Origin of the sequence: Nonomuraea rubra, from assembly GCF_014207985.1 — a bacterium.
In the GTDB taxonomy this organism is placed as follows: Bacteria; Actinomycetota; Actinomycetes; order Streptosporangiales; family Streptosporangiaceae; genus Nonomuraea; species Nonomuraea rubra.
Map to the genome: position 1 here is coordinate 6,993,489 of NZ_JACHMI010000001.1, position 17,738 is coordinate 7,011,226.

The 17,738-nt window shown below is 74.4% G+C and carries 14 protein-coding genes; 5 read left to right on the forward strand and 9 right to left on the reverse strand.

The genetic code is table 11. The features are described 5' to 3' along the window. Positions 1 to 30: 30 nt before the first annotated feature. The gene (locus HD593_RS31980; protein WP_185105684.1) at positions 31 to 354 is read right to left on the reverse strand and encodes a hypothetical protein; all 324 of its coding nucleotides are present in this window, start codon (positions 352 to 354) and stop codon (positions 31 to 33) included. Positions 355 to 384: 30 nt separating this feature from the next. Continuing rightward, complete coding sequence (locus tag HD593_RS31985) at positions 385 to 1,818, reverse strand: dihydrolipoyl dehydrogenase family protein (RefSeq protein ID WP_185105685.1); 1,434 nt, start codon at positions 1,816 to 1,818, stop codon at positions 385 to 387. Positions 1,819 to 2,194: 376 nt separating this feature from the next. On the opposite strand from HD593_RS31985, the gene HD593_RS31990 reads away from it, so the two are divergent. Further along, positions 2,195 to 4,864 (forward strand): ATP-binding protein, encoded by a 2,670-nt coding sequence (locus HD593_RS31990; protein WP_221525099.1) that lies wholly within the window; start codon positions 2,195 to 2,197, stop codon positions 4,862 to 4,864. 8 nt (positions 4,865 to 4,872) lie between these two features. Here HD593_RS31990 and HD593_RS31995 read toward each other — a convergent pair whose 3' ends face one another. After that, positions 4,873 to 5,319 carry an Rrf2 family transcriptional regulator gene (locus tag HD593_RS31995; protein ID WP_185105686.1) on the reverse strand — a complete coding sequence of 149 codons (447 nt, stop codon included), beginning with the start codon at positions 5,317 to 5,319 and terminating at the stop codon, positions 4,873 to 4,875. 133 nt (positions 5,320 to 5,452) lie between these two features. Here HD593_RS31995 and HD593_RS32000 point away from each other — a divergent pair, with 133 nt between their 5' ends. Further along, on the forward strand, positions 5,453 to 6,202 hold the full coding sequence (locus HD593_RS32000) for an SDR family NAD(P)-dependent oxidoreductase (protein WP_185105687.1): 750 nt from the start codon (positions 5,453 to 5,455) through the stop codon (positions 6,200 to 6,202). A gap of 29 nt (positions 6,203 to 6,231) precedes the next feature. Here the strand turns inward: HD593_RS32000 and HD593_RS32005 are convergent, their stop codons facing one another. After that, positions 6,232 to 6,576: an ArsR/SmtB family transcription factor gene (locus HD593_RS32005; RefSeq protein WP_185105688.1), complete on the reverse strand. Its 345-nt coding sequence runs from the start codon at positions 6,574 to 6,576 to the stop codon at positions 6,232 to 6,234. 66 nt (positions 6,577 to 6,642) lie between these two features. On the opposite strand from HD593_RS32005, the gene HD593_RS32010 reads away from it, so the two are divergent. From HD593_RS32010 to HD593_RS32020, 3 genes are all read left to right on the forward strand, one after another. Then, positions 6,643 to 8,631: a heavy metal translocating P-type ATPase gene (locus HD593_RS32010; protein ID WP_379478816.1), complete on the forward strand. Its 1,989-nt coding sequence runs from the start codon at positions 6,643 to 6,645 to the stop codon at positions 8,629 to 8,631. Positions 8,632 to 8,716: 85 nt separating this feature from the next. Then, positions 8,717 to 9,442, forward strand: coding sequence for a class I SAM-dependent methyltransferase (locus tag HD593_RS32015; RefSeq protein ID WP_185105689.1), 726 nt, complete (start codon positions 8,717 to 8,719; stop codon positions 9,440 to 9,442). Continuing rightward, positions 9,442 to 10,365 (forward strand): NAD(P)/FAD-dependent oxidoreductase, encoded by a 924-nt coding sequence (locus tag HD593_RS32020; RefSeq protein ID WP_185105690.1) that lies wholly within the window; start codon positions 9,442 to 9,444, stop codon positions 10,363 to 10,365. Before HD593_RS32015 ends, HD593_RS32020 begins: the two co-directional genes overlap by 1 nt. A gap of 48 nt (positions 10,366 to 10,413) precedes the next feature. Here HD593_RS32020 and HD593_RS32025 read toward each other — a convergent pair whose 3' ends face one another. From HD593_RS32025 to HD593_RS32045, 5 genes are read right to left on the reverse strand one after another with little or no spacing between them, the layout of a single operon-like run. Then, entirely contained in the window at positions 10,414 to 12,870 is a 2,457-nt protein-coding gene (locus tag HD593_RS32025) for a class I SAM-dependent methyltransferase (RefSeq protein ID WP_185105691.1), read from the reverse strand. Continuing rightward, complete coding sequence (locus HD593_RS32030; protein WP_185105692.1) at positions 12,857 to 14,290, reverse strand: ABC transporter ATP-binding protein; 1,434 nt, start codon at positions 14,288 to 14,290, stop codon at positions 12,857 to 12,859. The genes HD593_RS32025 and HD593_RS32030 overlap by 14 nt, the downstream gene beginning before the upstream one ends. After that, complete coding sequence (locus HD593_RS32035) at positions 14,287 to 15,261, reverse strand: ABC transporter permease subunit (protein ID WP_185105693.1); 975 nt, start codon at positions 15,259 to 15,261, stop codon at positions 14,287 to 14,289. Before HD593_RS32035 ends, HD593_RS32030 begins: the two co-directional genes overlap by 4 nt. Then, positions 15,258 to 16,196, reverse strand: a complete 939-nt coding sequence (locus tag HD593_RS32040; protein WP_185105694.1) for an ABC transporter permease — start codon at positions 16,194 to 16,196, stop codon at positions 15,258 to 15,260. The genes HD593_RS32035 and HD593_RS32040 overlap by 4 nt, the downstream gene beginning before the upstream one ends. A gap of 10 nt (positions 16,197 to 16,206) precedes the next feature. After that, positions 16,207 to 17,736: an ABC transporter substrate-binding protein gene (locus HD593_RS32045; protein WP_185105695.1), complete on the reverse strand. Its 1,530-nt coding sequence runs from the start codon at positions 17,734 to 17,736 to the stop codon at positions 16,207 to 16,209. Positions 17,737 to 17,738 lie beyond the last annotated feature (2 nt).

Below are 17,738 nucleotides of genomic sequence, written 5' to 3' on the forward strand. Positions count from 1 at the left end.
GAGCGCGCCGGCCATCGTGCAGGGCTGCGGCTAGGCACGGATGAGAGGGTTGGTGCGGAGGCCGTCGGCGGTGCGGGAGACGTCGGCGCGGTGGCGGTGGCGGGCACTGCTCCGGCAGCGGGAGGTGACCCGGACGGGCCAGGCGTCCGCCCGGAGACGGGGACGGTCCAGGGGCGCGCCGCATCTCGTGCAGCGGGTCTCGGCGGCGGCCGTCTCGTAGGCGATGTCGATCAGCCATTTGTCGGCGGGTCCAGGAGGCTCGTACCGGTTCCGTTCGATCTCGTACGGGCCTGTCGTGTCGAACGGTCCGCTCAGATAGGCCATGAAGGCCCAGGACGCGAAGAACCACTCCATGGTCGTGCTCTCCTTTCTCGATGATCGGCCTCAGCGCCCGCTGCGCAGGGACGCGGGGGTGTCCCGGTAGGTTTCGAGGAGCCGGAGCCAGACCTCGCTGAGCGTGGGGAACGCCGGGACGGCATGCCAGAGGCGGTCGAGCGGGATCTCGCCGGTGATCGCGAATGTCGCGGACTGGAGGAGTTCGGCGACACCCCGGCCGGCGAAGGTGGCGCCCACGACGGTGCCGCGTCCGGGGTCGAGGAGGATGCGGGCGCGGCCCCGATATCCGGGGCTGTGCTGGTGGGCACCGGCGACGAGGCCGAGGTCGTAGTCGACGATGTCGACGTCGCGGCCCAGGCGGGCGGCGTCGTCGGTGGTGAGACCGACGGAGGCGATCTCGGGGTCGGTGAAGAGGACCTGGGGGACGGCGGCGTGGTCGGCAGTCCCGGTGTGGCGGCCCCACGGGCCGCGGTCGAGGGGTTGGTTGCGGGCGCGGTCGGCGATGACCGCGCCGGCGATCCTCGCCTGGTACTTGCCCTGGTGGGTGAGGAGGGCGCGCTGGTTGACGTCGCCGACGGCGTACAGCCAGTCCCCGGTGACGCCGGGCACGGTGTAGGTGTCGTCGCTCGGCAGCCAGGCACCGGGGCGCAGGCCGACGGTCTCCAGGCCGAGGTCGTCGGTGCGAGGGGCGCGGCCGGTCGCCAGCAGGAGTTCGTCGGCGTGGAGCACCTCCCCGCCGGACAGTTCGAGGCGGACGTCGGCACCGCGGGTCGCGGCGGTGACGGTCGTGTCGAACCGCACGTCGACGCCCGAGGCACGGAGCGCGTCGGTGACCAGGTCCGCGGCGAAACGTTCCATCCGGGCAAGCAGCCCGGACTCCCGGACGAGGAGGGTGACCTGCGAGCCGAGGGCCTGCCAGGCGGTGGCCATCTCCACGGCGACGACGCCCCCGCCGACGATGGCCAGCCGCGGTGGGACCTGGGTGGCGCTGGTGGCTTCGCGGCTGGTCCAGGGCCGCAGGGCGGCGAGGTCCGGCAGCGGCGGGAGGGCGGCGCGGGTCCCGGTGCAGATGGCCACGGCGTGCCGGGCCGACAGCCGCAGGACGGCGCCGTCGGCACCCGTCACCTCCACGGTCCGTGGCCCGGACAGCCGTCCGTGCCCGCGGATCAGGGTGATGCCCGCCTGCTCCAGCCATTGCACCTGGGACTGGTCGTTCCAGTCACCGGACATCCGGTCGCGGTGCCGCAGGACGGCCTGGACGTCCAGCGGTCCAGGGTCGAGGCCGGGCATGCCGCGCGCCTCGGCGTGCAGCAGCACCGGCCGGAGCAGTGCCTTGCTGGGTTCGCACGCCCAGTAGGAGCATTCTCCGCCGACCAGTTCGGCTTCCACGATGACGGTGTTCAGGCCGGCGGCGGCCGTCCTGCCGGCCACGTTCTCACCGACCGGTCCGGCGCCGATGACGACGACGTCGAAAATACGCACAAGATCTCCAAAAGGGGGCAGGGAGAGCGGTGTTTCCGCCTTCCCGTGGGACAGCGGGTCAGCGGCGGGGAGCGCGCCGGGTGACCTCCTGAACCACCTTCGACCACGTCCCGATCGCGCACATCGGTCATCTGACGGTGAGTCAGACGGCGCCGCAACGATCTGGAGTCAGGTGACCGATGCCCGGTGAACCGGGTGACGTCGATGACTCCCCCGTGCCGGGCACCTCGCACTGCGGCCAGAGCCGCAGACCCGTGCCGAGCCCGGGGCAAACCCCCGTACCCCCGGGAGAGCGGGCCAGGGTCACCCCCTGGGGCTCTGGGCCTCCGGCCGGGCGAAGCTGTTCACCGGGCACGCCACGGAGGAGAAGCGGGGAGTGAGCGAAGTGATCATCGGCAGGGATCGTGAGCGGGCGGCGATCTCCGGCCTGGTGGAGTCCACCGCCGGCCGGGTGCTCGTCGTGCGGGGCGAGGCGGGAGTCGGCAAGAGCGCCCTGCTCGAGGAGGCGGCGGAGCTGGCCGTCCGGGACGGTCACCTCGTGAGCCGGATCACCGGGGTCGAGGCCGAGTCCGAACTCCCCTACTCCGGGCTGCACCAGTTGCTCTACCAGTTGCTCCCCCTGAACGACGACATCCGCGTGGCGCTCGACGTGATCACCGGACGGCGGCCCGGCGACGCTCCCTCGGTGATGACGCTCGGCATCACGGTGCTCGAACTGCTGTCGGACCTCGCCACGCGACGTCCCGTGCTGGTGACCCTCGACGACGGCCAGTGGCTCGACGATTCCAGCGCCGACGTCTTCGGCTTCGTCGGGCGCCGGATCGGGAGTATCCCGGTGAAACTGCTGGTCGCCGTCCGGGACGAGGTCGTCTCCCGGTTCGACAGCGCGGTGCTGCCCGAGATCTCGGTCGGCCCGCTCACCGACGAGGACGCGGTGCGCCTGCTCGACCGGCACCACCCGTCCCTGGACGAGCGGGTACGCCAATGGGTGCTGGACCAGGCTCTCGGCAACCCCCTGGCGCTGCTGGAACTGCCGTCCCTGGCCGGCGACGCGGGGCTGCCGCGCACGCTGCACCACCTGTACGGCTCCCGCATCGCCGCGCTCAGCGACGCGGCCCGTGCGGAACTGCTGATGGGCGCGCTCGACGGTGTCGGCTCCCGGCCGGGCGACGACAGGCCGAAGCCGCGCCACCGGATGCGGAACGTCGACGAGGCGGTGGCGTGCGGCCTGCTGACCGCCGAGCCGATCACCGGGGACGTCACCTTCCGGCATCCGCTGGTCCGGTCGAGTGTCGTGCGGATGGCGACCCCCGAGCAGTGCCGGGCGGCCCATCGCGCACTCGCGGACGTCCACCGGGACGACCTCGAACGGCGTGCGATCCACCTGGCGGCGGCCTGCGTCGCCCCCGACGAGGAGGTCGCCCGGGCGCTGGAGGCCGCGGCCGATTCGGCGATCCGCCGTGGCGGCGCCATCGCCGCCGTCGGCTGGCTGACCCGCGCCGCCGAGCTGAGCCAGGACGCCGAGGAACGGGCCCGGCGGCTCAGCTACGCGACGTTCCTCTCCGGATACGCGGCCCGGCCCGGCAGCGCGCTCCCCCCGGTGCATCTCACCTCCGGTCCTGACGCCGCCGTCAACGCCATCCACCAGGCGTTCTTCGAGGACGGTGACGTGCGCTCCGCCCACCGGCAGGTGATGGCGGCGATCGAGGGCCTGAACGGCGAGCCCACCGAGACCCTCACCCGGCTGCAGGTCCTCCTGCTCGCCATCAGCCAGTACGCCGCCGACCCCGTTCTGTGGACCGAGGCTCACAAGACCCTCGCGTCCCTCGGCCACCTCGTCACCGAGCAGACCCAGATCTACAGCAACACCTGGAGCGACGTGATCCTGCACGGACGCGGCTGGGCCGGGCCCCTGGAGCGGACCGCGGCGAACCTGCGCGACCGGGAGCCCTGGGACGTCACCCGCCTGGCTACAGCGGCCTACCACCTCGACATCCTCAGCCAGTACCGGCCTCATCTGGAGCGCGTCGCGGACCGCGAGCTGGCGACCGGCACCGCCTTCAGCGGCATGCTCATGCTGCAGATGATCCTGCTGGACCAGATCGGGTCCGGCGACTGGGACGCCGCGGTGCAGACCGGGGAACGGGCTCTGGCCCTGGAGATCGAGCACGGCCGTCATCTGCTCGCCCACCAGACCCGCGCCCACCTGGCGCAGCTCGCGGCGCTGCGCGGCCAGATCGCCCAGGCCCTCGAACTACGCGCGGAGGCCGACGCCTGGGCCAGGCCGCGCGGAGTCGGCTTCATCACCAACCTCGCCGACTCCATCGCCGTGACGGCCGCGCTGAGCGCGGGTGACTACGAGGCCGCGTACCGGCACTCCGTCGACATCACGACACCGGGGACGTTCCGGCCCTACTGCGGCCCGGCGTCACGATCCCTCCTCGACCTCGTCGAGGCCGCCCTGCACACCGGCCGCACCGAGGAGGCCCGCCGCCACGCTCTGGCCGCCCGCGACGCCGGCTTCGCCGACCTCACCCCCCGCCTCGCCCTGACCTGCTACGGCGCGCTCGCGATGACCGCGAGCTCCGAGGGAGAGGCCGCCGAAATGTTCGCACGCGCCACCTCCCATCCGGCAGCCGCCCGGTTCCCGTTCGAAACGGCACGGATCCAGCTGGCCCACGGGATCCGCCTGCGCCACGCCCGCGAACGCATCGCCGCCCGGCCCATCCTCGCCCACGCCGCCGAGACCTTCGAACGGCTCGGCGCCACCTCATGGGCCGAGCGAGCTTCCGCCGAACTGCGGATCGACGGAGCGACACCCCTGGTCTCCGCTTCTCACCTGTCGCTGACCTGGCAGGAACGGCGAATCGCCGACCTCGCCGCCAGCGGCCTCACCAACAAGGAGATCGGCGCACGGCTGCACCTGTCACCCCGTACGGTCAGCTCCCATCTGTACCGGATCTTCCCCAAGCTGGGCGTCACCACCCGAGCCGCCCTCCGGGACGCCATGAACCGCCCCGACCACGTCTCTGCGTCAAATGACTGACGCACCGGCTACCGGTGCCCCTGGCGAGGCGCGGCGAGAACGTCGCGGAGTACGTCCTCCAGCGTGACGCGGGCGAGCTCGCCCCTCAGGGTCTTCTCGATGCCCTCGTAGACGCCCTGCATCGCCGGCTGGATGCCGTACCCGACCACGCAGCCCTGGTCGGGGGCGGTGCGGTGCATGGCGAACAGCGGACCGGGTTCGACCGCCTCGTACACGTCGAGCAGGGTGATCGACCCGAGCTCACGCGCCAGTGACCAGCCCGCGCCCACGCCCCGCCGCGACTCCACGAGCCCCGCCCTGCGCAGCTCGCCGAGGAGCCGCCTGATGACCACGGGGTTGGTGTTCGCGCTGGTCGCGATCTGCTCGGAGGTGGCGACCTCGTGGCCCTGGCGCTGGTAGAGGCCGATCCAGGCCAGCGCGTGCGCGGCGATGGTCAACCTGCTGTTGGCGCTCACGAACTCTCATCCCCCCTGCCGTAACGCTTCATGTTACGACATCGCCAGTCGTAACAACAAAAGTTGCGACATAGTGTCGTAACAGTTAGCGTTACGACAGCCAATCGGGCCAATCAGCAAGATGGGGGAAGAAATGAACAAGCCACTCACGGGCAAGGTCGCTCTGGTCACCGGAGGGTCCCGTGGACTGGGAGCCGCGACCGTACGGGTGCTGGCAGAGCAGGGCGCCGACGTCGCGTTCACCTACGTCAGCTCCGACGGGCAGGCGAAGGCCGTCGTCGAGGAGGTACGCGGTCTCGGAGCCGAGGCCGTCGCCTTCAAGTCCGACCAGGCGGACACGAGCCGGGCGCCGGCGCTGATCGACGACGTGGTCGCCCGCTTCGGCGGTCTCGACATCCTCGTCAACAACGCGGCGATCTCGGCGAGCGGTACGGTGGACGACCCTGACGTGGACACCGCCGCGCTGGACCGGATGCACGCCACCAACTACCTCGGCGTGATCGCCGTCATCCGGGCCGCCTCCCGGGTGCTGCGCGCGGACGGCCGCATCATCACGGTGAGCTCCGGGCTGGGCTCCCGGGTCGGCGTGCCGGGTGTCGCCGACTACGCGGCGACCAAGTCAGGCATCGAGCGGTACACCATGGGCGTCGCCCGGGACCTCGGCCCCCGCGGGATCACCGCCAACGTCGTGGAGGCCGGGCTGATGGAGGGCGGGATGGAAACGCCGGACCCCGAGACCCTCAAGGCCCTGCTCAGCTCGCTGTCGCTGCAGCGCATGGGTGACCCCCGCGAGATCGCCGCGGCGATCGCCTTCCTGGCGAGCCCTGCCGCGTCGTACGTCACGGGCGCCGTGCTGGACGCTCACGGCGGGTACAACGCCTGACCGGCAGCCCCGGCCCGACTCTTGAGCGGTCAGGCTGACGCCCGGCCGCTCTCGTCACGGTCGAGGTGATCGGCGTGGTACAGGCCCTCCGTGAGCAGCCGGCGCACGTGCTCGTCCGCGGCGCTGTAGTACACGAAGGTCCCCTCGCGGCGCCCTTTGACCAGGCCGGCCAGCCGCAGCTTGGCCAGGTGCTGGCTGACGGCGGCGGGAGCGGCGTCGGCGAGCTCGGCGAGGCAGGCGACCGACGACTCCCCTTGCAGCAGCGCCCAGAGGATCTTGATGCGCGTGGGGTCGGACAGGAGCCGGAACGACTCGGCGGCCAGGTGCACCTGTTCCTCGTTCGGCATGTCGAAGTCGGGCAGCGAGGTGTGCATGGGCCCAGCATATCCGCGAACCTCGCTATTTGCGTATCTGCATGTGTGCGCATATACGATGCTTCGGTGACCCTGGAGCTGACGACGTCCATCCCCGCCCCACCCCCGGCGGCCCGCTGGTGGCGGGCCGGGGCAGGCTCCCTGCCGGAGGTGCGCTGGGCGATGGCGGCCACCGCGCTCTTCGCCGCCGGCGGCCTGGCCCAGGTCGCCGGCGCGCCGGCCTGGCTGTGGTGGACGCTGTATCTGGCCTGCTACGCCGCCGGCGGGTGGGAGCCCGGCCTGGCCGGGGTGAAGGCACTGCGCGACAGGACGCTGGACGTCGACCTCCTGATGGTCGCCGCGGCGATCGGGGCGGCGGCGATCGGGCAGGTCTTCGACGGCGCGCTGCTGATCGTCATCTTCGCCACCTCCGGCGCGCTGGAGGCGGTGGCCACCAAACGCACCGAGGACTCCGTGCGCAGCCTGCTGGACCTGGCCCCCGACCAGGCCACCCGCCTCGGCGAGGGCGGCGGGGAGGAGGTCGTGGCCGCCGCCGGCCTGCGGGTCGGGGACGTCATCCTGGTACGGCCGGGCGAGCGCATCGGCGCCGACGGCCACGTGCTGGCCGGGGCGAGCGACGTCGACCAGGCCACCATCACCGGCGAGGGCCTGCCGGTGGACAAGCAGGCGGGCGACGAGGTGTTCGCGGGCACGGTGAACGGCACCGGCGCGCTGCGCGTGCGGGTCACCCGGCCCGCGTCGGAGACGGTGATCGCCCGGATCGTGGCGATGGTCGAGCAGGCCGGCGCCACGAAGGCACGCACGCAGCTGTTCATCGAGAAGGTCGAGCAGCGCTACTCGGTCATCATGGTGGCGGCCACTCTCGCCCTGTTCGTGCTGCCCCTGCTGTGGGGAACGCCGGTACAGGACAGCCTGCTGCGGGCCATGACGTTCATGATCGTGGCCTCGCCGTGCGCCGTGGTGCTGGCCACGATGCCGCCGCTGCTGGCCGCCATCGCCACCGCCGGCCGCCACGGCGTGCTGGTCAAGTCCGCCGTGGTGATGGAACAGCTGGCCGACGTCACCCGCGTCGCCTTCGACAAGACCGGCACCCTGACCGAGGGCCGCCCGCACCTGGCCCGGCTCCACCCCCTGCCCGTCGCCGGGGGCGAGGCGGCCGACCGGCTGCTCGCCCTGGCGGCGGCGGCCGAGCAGGGCTCGGAACATCCGCTGGGCCGCGCCATCGTCGCCGCCGCCCGCGACAGGGGCGTGCCGCTGCCCGCCGCCACCGGGTTCACCGCCCTGCCAGGGCGCGGCGTACGCGCCCGGGTCGACGGTCACCTGGTCGAGATCGGCAGTCCCGTCCGGGTGCTGGACAAGAGCGCGCCGGCCGACGTCCGCGCGGTGGTGGCCGAGCTCGAGGAGGGCGGGCACAGCGCCGTGCTGATGCTGCTGGGCGGCTCCCCCGTGGCGGTGCTCGGCCTGGCCGACCGCATGCGCGCCGGGGCCGCCGGAGCGGTCGCGCGGCTGACCGGACTGACCGGGACCGCTCCCGTCCTGCTGACCGGCGACAACCCGCGCGCGGCCGCCCTGGTGGCGGGCCAGGCCGGGATCGCCGACGTACGGGCGGGGCTGCTGCCCGAGGACAAGGTGCGCGCGGTACGCGAGCTGCAGGAGGGCCAGGCGCGGGTGGCGCTGGTGGGCGACGGCGTGAACGACGCGCCCGCCCTGGCCACCGCCGACGCCGGGATCGCCATGGGCCGCGCCGGCGCCGATCTCACCCTCGACGCGGCCGACGCGGTCATCACCCGCGACGAGCTGAACGCCGTCCCCGCCGTGCTCGCACTGGCCCGGCGCGCCCGCCGGCTGGTCATCGCGAACCTGGCCATCGCGGGCACCTTCATCGCCGTTCTGGTGGCCTGGGACCTGTTCGGGGAGCTGCCGCTGCCGCTCGGCGTGGCCGGGCACGAGGGCTCCACCGTCATCGTCGGCCTCAACGGGCTGCGGCTGCTGCGCGACGCCGCCTGGCGGCGCGCCGCCGCCCCTGCCACGAAGGCGCGTGTCGCGGGCTCCTGAGTGGACTCGGCGTCTTGACGACTCCTCCCTGCCATCCTTAGGCTCCCGAAATGGTAATGATTATCAAATTTGCGAGAGGATGAGCGTGGCGGACGAATACGAGCGATCCGCGGAATTCGTCGACCTGATGCTCGCGCCGCACTGGGCAGGACTGGGCCCGCCGCTCGCGGCGGCCCTGCGCGGGATCACCGATCCGATCGTGGACGTGGGCGCCGGCGGAGGGCACGGCACCCGGGTGATCGCGAAGGCGGCGCCCGGAGCGGAGATCGTGGCCGTCGAGCCGTCGATGGCGCTGCGGTCCATCCTGCTGGCCAGGGTGGGCGAGGCCGGGGAGCTGCGCGAGCGGGTGACGGTGCTGCCCGAGCACCTCCTCGCGGCGGCGCTGCCGTCCCGGCTGGGCGCCGTCGTCGCGATGAACGTCCTCGGCCACTTCGACCCGGCCGGGCGGCAGGCGGCCTGGAAGATGCTCGCCGACCGGCTCGTTCCCGGCGGCCGGGCGGTGCTGAACCTGCAGCCGCCCGCCGAGCCGGCGGCGGTGCCGGAGTCCAGGTTCGCCGAGGTACGGATCGGGCGGCGCCGGTACGAGGGCTGGGGCCGGGCCGAGCCCGCCGGCCCTGACCTGATCACCTGGCACATGACCTACCGCACCTACCAGGACGACCGGCCGGCCGGCGAGCTGGAGACCCGCTACGACTGGTGGGTGCTGGACGAGCGGCGGCTCAAGGAGGAGCTCGGCCCGCACGGCCTGGTGCATCACCGCACCGGCCCGGCCGAGCTCGGCATGTACGTCATCGACAGAGGAGGCGCGTGATGTACGAGGTGGTCGTGGTCGGCGGCGGTCCCGCCGGGCTCAGCGCGGCCCTGGTGCTGGGACGGCAGCGCCGCCGGGTCCTGCTGGTGGACGCGGGCCGGCCACGCAACGCGCCGGCGGCGGAGATGCACATGTTCCTCGGCCGGGACGGCGGCTCCCCCGCGAAGCTGCTGGCCGACGGCCGCGCGGAGGTGAGCGCCTATCCGACGGCCGAGCTCAGGCAGGGGCGCGTCAGCTCGGCGGAGGGCGAGTCCGGCAGGTTCCGGCTGTCCCTGGAGGACGGCGAGCGGGTGGAGGCCTCCCGGCTGGTGCTGGCGAGCGGGCTGACCGACGAGCCCGCCGCGATCCCGGGGCTGGCCGAACGGTGGGGCACGAGCGTGTTCCACTGCCCCTTCTGCCACGGCTACGAGACGAACGGGAAGGTGCTCGCCGTCATCGGCAACGGCTTCGAGGCGATGCTGGCCGCCTACGTGGCCGACCGGTACAGCCACGACGTGGTGCTGTGCACGAACGGCCCGAGCGCCCTGCCCGAGCCGGTGGCAGCGGCTGTCAAGGCCCGCGGCGTCCAGGTGATCGAGACCCCGCTGGCGGGCATCGAGGGCGAGCCGGACGCGCTGACCCTGAGCTTCGCGGACGGGACGGCGCTGGCGCGCGAGGCGGTCTACCATCGCGCGCCCACCAGGCCCAACACCGACCTGGCGGTCCAGCTCGGCTGCACGCTGCTGCCCGACGGCTGCGTCGAGGTCGACGAGTACGGCAGGACCAGCGTGCCGGGCGTCTACGCGGCCGGGGACGCGGCCCACCTGAAGGCGGTGCCGGACCCGGTGACGCTGGTGGGGCCGAGCGCGGCCGACGGGGTGCGGGCGGCGGTCTGGCTGGAGCAGGAGCTGTTCCGTGCGGGCCTGCCGGTGGCGCCGGGCTGATCCCCCGCCGGCCGGTACGGCGGGCCGCGCGCCCGCCGTACCGGGGCTTCAGAGCCTCGTCGCCACGAACAGGTGCTGGGCGGGCGCGACCAGCGGGGATCCGGCCCGCGGCAGCTCCAGGATCGGGCGCAGCCCGGCCTCCGCCAGCTCCGCGGGAAGCTCCCTCCCGGTGAGGAACACCCGGCCCGTGCCGCCGCGACGGTCGCCGGCGCCGAGCTGCGGCTCCCCCTCCCTGGCCGACAGCAGGAACTGCATGGTGGCGAGCACCAGGTAGTGCTCGCGGATCGCCTCGGTGACCACCAGCAGCCCGCCGGGGGCCAGCAGCTCCCTGATCCAGCGCAGGGATCGCCCCGCGTGGCGGGCGCAGTGCAGCACGTTGGCGGCGATCACCACGTCGGCGCCGCCTGGTACGGCTCCCTGGGCCACGAGGTCGGCGTTGATGTCCAGCAGGGCGTAGCGGAGCCGGTCGCCGAACCGGTCCTCGGCCGACATCGTGAAGAATCTGGACACGTCGGTGAAGAGGTAGTCCGCCGGTGCGCCGCCGAGCCCGTCCAGCGCCGCGGCGGTGCTGCCGCCCGCGCCTCCGCCGAGCTCGACCACGCGCAAGGGCCCGGTACGGGTGGCGGCGGCCCGCGCCACCAGGTGTCCCATGGCGGCGTTCAGGTAGGTGTTGCTGACGTTGTGCTGGTCCTTGCTGAGCGAGGTGAGCAGGTCCCCGTCCGGGAACAGCAGTGCCTGCGCCATGATCTCGTCCCGGAGCAGTTCGGGGAGGCGGGCGAGAGCGGTGCGGTAGAAGATCGCCATCTGTCCGGGGTAGCCCAGCTCGGCGCAGGCACGATCCAGCCCTGCCGTGTCGTCCGGAGCCGCGGTGTCCAGGGCGGCGGCGTCGAACCGGCCGCCTGGGTCGCGGCGCACGGTCCCTTCGGTGGTCAGCACCTGCAGCCAGCGCCGGACGATCCACTCGTGCCGGGAGGCCACGCCGAGCGCCGCCATGATCTGCCCGGCCGTCCTGGGCCGGCCGGCGGGCGCCACGCCGGCGATCAGCCGGGTCAGCGCCCGCAGCGCGATCTCGTCGAAGCGCCGGACGGCGTGGGGCAGGTGCGTGAGCGCGGAGTCGGGCACCGGCTCGGGGGCCCGCCCTCGCCCGGCGGGAATCATGCGCGCGAGCGCGAGGCGTCCGGCGCGGTCGGCGTCGGCCGCCTCGCGGGTCACGCTGACGGCGTCGTGTCCCGGGCCGCTGGGGATCCGTGCCGTCAGGTGCTCCGGGATCGGCAGCCCGGCCCGCCTCAGCTCGCGGCGGGCCACCTCGCTCAGCCGGGCCCGGGCGAACGCGCCGAGCGGCTCGTGCGGCCGGCCCACTCCCGCCAGCGCGTCGGGGGGCGTGGCGGCCGCCGCGGCCGGGATCGCGACCTGCAGCCGCATGGGGTCGTCCGGGTCGAGCAGCACCGCGCCGCCCGTTCCCGCCAGTGCGGCCCGCAGGCTCGCCCCGGTCGGCGCGCCGGGCTCGAACAGGCCGTTGGGAACACCGGTCAGGCGGACCGGACCGCCCTGGCGGGCCAGGGCGGCCATCGGGCCGGGCCCGAGCTCGTCCCACCGGCGGATCGCGGCGGGCGGGCTCTGCGGCGGCTCGACGTGCAGCACGGCGTCGAACCGGTACCGGGTCAGCTCCGTGTCCGCCGTGAGCGTCTTGGCGAACAGGCTGACGGTGAGCCGCCGGCCCGCGCTCGCGGCCACCGCGGCGAGGGTCGCGGGGTCGAACAGCAGCTCGGTGTCGGCGGCGGCCCGGTCCGCCGAACCGGGTTCGAGCCTGCTGTAGTGCTCGTCGAGCAGCCCGGAGTGGCGTACGTCCCCGACGACGACGGTTCCCGCCGGGGCCACGAGGCCGATGGCGTCGTGGAGCACGGCCGCCAGGTACTCCACGCTGGGGAAGCACTGGGTGACGGAGTTGAGGAGCACGCAGTCGGGCCGCTCGCCGAGCCGGGCCAGGGCGGCGCGCACGGTGCCGCCGTTGATCTCGTGGGCGGCCGCCCGTACGACCGTGACGCCGTCCAGGCCGAGCCCGTTCAGCCGGGTCACGACGTGCTCGGAGAGGTCGGTCCCCACGTAGCCCTTGAGGTGGGGGTGGAGGCGGTGCAGCAGCATGCCGGTTCCGCAGCCGAGTTCGAGCAGGCGGGACGGCTGGTGCCGCAGGACGAGCTCGGCGGTGCGGTCGGCCCACTCGGCCATGTGATCGGCGGGCAGCGGGCGGCCGGTGCCGGTGGCGCGCCAGCCGGACAGGTCGAGGTCGGGGCGGTGTGCGCCCTCGCCGGAGCTGTAGGTCCAGTCGTAGACCTCTCCCCAGTGTTCGAGGTGCTCCGCCACCAGGTCACCGAGGACGGGCAGGCGTCCCGGCTCGTGCCGCACCGCCGTCGCCGCGGGGTCGGCGGTGACGACGAGCCCGCCCGTTCCGGCCGGGTCCACGCGGGCGATCCAGGGGTGGGCGAGCAGAGGTTCATGGGGCGTCAAGGGCTGGCCTCCGGTCATCGTCGGGGGAACGGGAATGGGGATGCAGCCGGCCGTCTTCCGTACGGAGCACGCGGTCGGCGCGGGCGGCGACGGCCGGGTCGTGGGTGACCGCGAGGACGGCGAGGCCGGTCTCGTGGCGCAGCGTGTCGATGAGGTCGAGGACCTGGGCGGCGGTCCGGGTGTCGAGGGCGGCGGTGATCTCGTCGGCCAGCAGCACGGCGGGCTCTCCCGCGAGTGCCCGGGCGAGCGCGACCCGCTGGCGTTGCCCGCCGGAGAGCGCGGCCGGGTAGCGATGTGCCAGGTCCTCCGGGAGGCCGACGGTGGCCAGCAGCCGGAGTGCCCCTGCGCGGGCGGTCCGGCGAGGCAGCCCGCGCAGGGTGCGCAGCGGGCGGGCGAGTGCCGCGCCGACGGTGCGGGCCGGGTTGAGCACGTCGAGGGGGTTCTGCCCGACCAGGGCCAGCGTCCGCACGGCGGCCGGGCTCCGCTCGATCACCGGCCAGGGCAGCGGCCGCCCGGCCACCGTGGCCTGGCCTTGTTCGGCGGGGTGCAGTCCGGCGAGCGCGCGCAACAGCGTGCTCTTGCCCGAGCCGGACGGCCCGAGCAGCGCCACGGCCTCCCCTGCCCGGATCGCGAGGTGCACGTCCGACAGCATCGGTGTCCCGCCTGGCGGCTGCGAGATCGTCATCCCGCGCACCTCCAGCACCGGCTCGCCTGCGATCACCGTGGGAGGGATCGCGGTCCTGGGCGCCGGGTCCGTCCCCTCGCCGGGGCCGAGCCGTACGACGTGGTCGGCCAGTTCGCGCACCAGGCCCCGGTCGTGGGAGACGACGAGGGTCACCGAGCGGCCGTCGCCGCGGCGGCGCCGTACGCGCGCCAGGGCGAGGGCGAGCGCGGCCGGGTCGAGCGCGCTGGTGGGTTCGTCCAGCACGAGCAGCTCTGGGTCCGCCGCCAGGGCGCGGGCGAGCGCCACGCGCTGCGCCTGCCCGCCCGAGAGCTGGTGTGGGCGGCGGTGGCCGAGGACGGCGGGGTCCAGACCCACCTCGGCGAGCGCCCGCTCCGCCGCTCCCGCGTCACGCGCGGACCCGGTCAGGGCCTCGCGCACGGCTGCCCGCGCGTCCAGCAGGGGATGCAGCGCGGAGGCTGGGTCCTGGCCGAGGAAGCCGACGGTGCGGCGCCGCCAGCGGCGCGGGGACCGCATCGGGGTGCCGTGCCATTCGATCCGGCCGCTGACCTGCCTCAGGCCGGGCGGCAGCGCGCCCAGCACGGCCCGCAGCACGGTCGTCTTGCCCGCCCCGGACGGTCCCACCAGGGCGAGCACCTCGCCGGGCGCGATCCGCAGGCTCAGCCGATCGACGATCACCGTTCCCGCCCTGTCGGTGACCGTGAGCTCGCGAACGGTCAGCCCGTCCCGGCCGCTCATGGGAGGCCGTCCCGGGTGGCGAGGACGTGTGCGAATGCCGCCACGCTGCCGGCCAGGACCGCCAGGGCCACCGCCGGCGCGATCGCCGCCGCGGCGTTCAGCCCCAGGCCCTGGAGGTTCTCGCGGAGCATGGCGGCCCAGTCGGGCGCGGGCGGCGCCGGTCCGAAGCCGAGGACGTTGAGGGCGGCGGCGAGCTGCACGGCCAGCACCAGCCGCTGGCCGAGGTCCGCGCCGACGAGCCCGGCGTGCGCGGGCAGGACCTCGCGCAGCAGTACGGCACCGGCCCGCTCCCCGCGCGACAGCGCCGCCTCCACGTAGCCGGCGTGCCTGGCCGCGGCCGTTGCGTCGGCGACCACCCGCAGGGTCAGCGGCGTGCCGCCGAGCACGGTGCCGGCGACCACGGCCGCGGGGCCGGGCAGCGCCACCACCGCGAGCAGGGCGAGCAGCAGCAGGGGCAGGGCCAGCAGCAGGTCGGCGGCCCCGGCCGCGGTACGCCCGAGCCGGCCGCGGCTCCATCCCACCCACAACCCGCCGGCCACCCCCAGGGCCGAGGCCGTCGACGCGGCGGCCAGCGCGGTCAGGGTCAGGTCCCTGCCGCCGGCCAGCACCCTGGCGAGCACGTCCCTGCCCAGCGCGTCGGCGCCGAGCGGCAGGCCGGGCGCGGGCCCGGCCCACGGCGGCGCGACGATCGCGACCGGGTCGTGCCCGCCCGCCGCCCCGCCGCCGGCCGTGTCGAGGAGCACGGCCCCGCCGCCGGCCGTGTCGAGGAGGACGGTCCCGCCACCGAGCGCTACGAGGAGCACGGCTCCGGTCAAGGCCCCGAGGACGAGCGCGGCACGCGAGCGGCGCCGTCCCCCGGCATTCTGCCCGGCACGGACGTCCTGCCCAGCACGAATGTCCTTCCCGGCACGGACGTTCTGCCCCGCGCGGGCGTTCGGGGTCGGCCCGGTGGAGCCGTTCGCGTGCTTCATGGGCGTGCCGTTTCCCGACGCCGGCCGGGGGCGGCGGCGTCGGCGGCGGTGAGGCCGGCCACGACGACGGCGGCGGCCAGCAGGGCGACGCTCTGGACGACCGGCACGTCCCTCGTCGAGATGGCCGTGACCAGCAGCTCCCCCAGCCCGGCCAGCCCGAACAGGGTCTCCGCCACGGCGGTGCCCGCGACCAGCCCGCCGAGGGTGACGGCGAGGAGCCGGGTGGCGGGCGCCGCGATCATCGGCAGCACGTACCGGAGCACGATCGTGGCGGGCGGCAGGCCGCGCAGCTCGGCGTCACGCACGTAGGGCCGGGTCACCACGTCCCCGATCGCCCCGCGGAGCAGGGCGGCGCCGTACGCGGCGATCGGGAGCGCGAGCGTGAGCACGGGAAGCGCGAGCAGATCGGGCCGGCTCCAGGCGGGCTCTCCGGCGGGCAGCATCGAGACCGGCGGGAACAGCCCCCAGCCCGCCGACAGCCAGGCCACCAGCGCGGCGGCCACCACGGCCTGGGGCAGCGCCGCCCCTGCCACGATGACGGCGTTCGCCGGGTGCCGCAGCCACCCGGGCCCGCGTACGGCGGCCCAGGCCAGGGCCGCCGTGAGGGGCACGCCGACGGCCAGCGCCAGCACGGCCAGGGTGAGCGTCACGCCGGCCCGCTGCGCGACCAGCTCGCCGATCGGCCGGCCGGTGATGAGCGACACTCCCGGATCGCCGGTCAGCACGCCCGCCAGCCAGTCCAGGTAGCGGACGTGGAGGGGACGGTCCAGCCCCTGCTCCGCCCGCAACCGGGCCAGCTCCCCCGGCCCGGCACGGCCGCCGCCGAGGACGTCCGCCGCGTCACCCGGTAGCGCCGCCGTGCACAGGAAGATCACCACCGAGGCGGCGGCCATCAGCAGCACAGCCCTGGCCGGCACGCGGGCGGGCCACGGCATTCGCGACACCTCAGCCGTCCAGGCTCACCTGGTCGATGAACGCCGAGGCGAAGCCGATCCCCTCGGGCACGCCGCTCAGCCCGGCCCTTGCCAGGTCAAGGCGGTCGCTGAGCGCCCAGATCGCGTAGCCGCCCTGGTCGCGGAGCTCCGCCTGGAGGTCACCGAGGAGCGCGCGCCGCTCGGTGTCGTCCGGCTCGGCCAGGGCCTTGCCGAGCTTCGCCGACCAGGTGCGGTCCTGCCATGCCGTCTCGTTGGTCGGGGAGCCGGGCGTGAGCGCCACCCGCACCACGTCGAGGAACGGGATGCCTCCCAGGTAGCTGAGGTAGAAGGGTTTGCGGGCGTAGACGGCGGAGAAGTAGGTGTCGGCCGGCTCCACGGCCACCTTCACCCGCATCCCGATCTCGGCGAGCTGCTGGGCGATCAGCGTGGCGGCGCTGTCCATGCCCGGGTAGGCGGTGGTGGTGTGCAGCGTGAGGTCGACGCCGTCCGCGAGCCCTGCCTCCGACATCAGCTTCCTGGCCTGGGCGAGGTCGCGGGTGCGCTGGCGCAGGGTCGCCGGGCTGGTCGGGTCCTTGGGGGTGATGAGGTCGTTGCCGATCTCGCCGTAGCCGAGGAAGACGGTGTCCAGGAGCTGCTGCCGGTCGAGGGCGAGCCGGACGGCCTGGCGTACCCGCAGGTCGTCGAACGGCTTGGTGTCCAGGCGCATGACCAGCGGGTACAGGGTGGCGCCCGGGCGGCGCAGCAGCCGTACCGCGCTGTTGCCCTCCTGCTGCCTGGCCAGCGTGGCGGGCACTCCCCCGGCCAGGTCGACCTGGCCGGACAGCAGTGCCTGGGCGCGTGCCTGCGGGTCGGGCACGGCGCGTACCTCGATGGTGCTGGCGGGCGGCTTGGGGCCCCACCAGTCGTCGTTGCGCTCGTACACCACCGCTTGGGCGCCGCCCTTGTCCGTCGGACGGAACGGGCCGGAGCCCGGCACCGGCTTGCCGAAGTCGTCGCTGCCCTCCGGCACGACGAACGTCGCGCCCTCCAGCGCCTTGCCGACCTCGGCGTAGGGCTTCCTGGTCACCAGCTCGAAGGTGGTGTCGTCGATCGTCGTGGAGGCGTCGAGGTCGAACATGGCCATGCGCCCGAAGTTCTCCGCCGCCTTCCTGCCCATCCTGCGCAGCGAGAACAGCGCGTCGGCGGCCCTGACCGGGCGGCCGTCGGAGAAGGTGGCGTCGCCGCGGATGGTGACGCGCCACCTGGTCAGGGTGGCGTCGGGCCGCCACGCGGTCGCCAGGCGCGGCTTGGTGGAGCCGTCGGCGCCGGGAACGGTGAGGACGTCGTAGGTCAGGGCCATCCTGACGACGTCGCTCTCGCCGGGCAGCAGACCGTGCGGGTCGGTGACGGCGTTGGAGGGCGAGCCGGGCGCGGCGTAGCGCACGGTACCGGTCGCGGTGCTCTTGGCCGGTGAGGAGCCTGGCGCGGTCCCGGAGCAGCCCGCCAGGAGGGCGACCGCGGTGACGACCGCCGCTGACCGGCGGCGGAGCTGGGTGTGCATGG

Excerpts from the sequence above, each read along its gene's own strand:
- HD593_RS31980 (WP_185105684.1), bottom strand. The coding sequence starts at position 354 with ATGGAGTGGTTCTTCGCGTCCTGGGCCTTCATGGCCTATCTGAGCGGA.
- HD593_RS32000 (WP_185105687.1), top strand. The coding sequence starts at position 5,453 with ATGAACAAGCCACTCACGGGCAAGGTCGCTCTGGTCACCGGAGGGTCC.
- HD593_RS32005 (WP_185105688.1), bottom strand. The coding sequence starts at position 6,576 with ATGCACACCTCGCTGCCCGACTTCGACATGCCGAACGAGGAACAGGTG.
- HD593_RS32020 (WP_185105690.1), top strand. The coding sequence starts at position 9,442 with ATGTACGAGGTGGTCGTGGTCGGCGGCGGTCCCGCCGGGCTCAGCGCG.
- HD593_RS32030 (WP_185105692.1), bottom strand. The coding sequence starts at position 14,290 with ATGAGCGGCCGGGACGGGCTGACCGTTCGCGAGCTCACGGTCACCGAC.
- HD593_RS32035 (WP_185105693.1), bottom strand. The coding sequence starts at position 15,261 with ATGAAGCACGCGAACGGCTCCACCGGGCCGACCCCGAACGCCCGCGCG.
- HD593_RS32040 (WP_185105694.1), bottom strand. The coding sequence starts at position 16,196 with ATGCCGTGGCCCGCCCGCGTGCCGGCCAGGGCTGTGCTGCTGATGGCC.
- HD593_RS32045 (WP_185105695.1), bottom strand. The coding sequence starts at position 17,736 with ATGCACACCCAGCTCCGCCGCCGGTCAGCGGCGGTCGTCACCGCGGTC.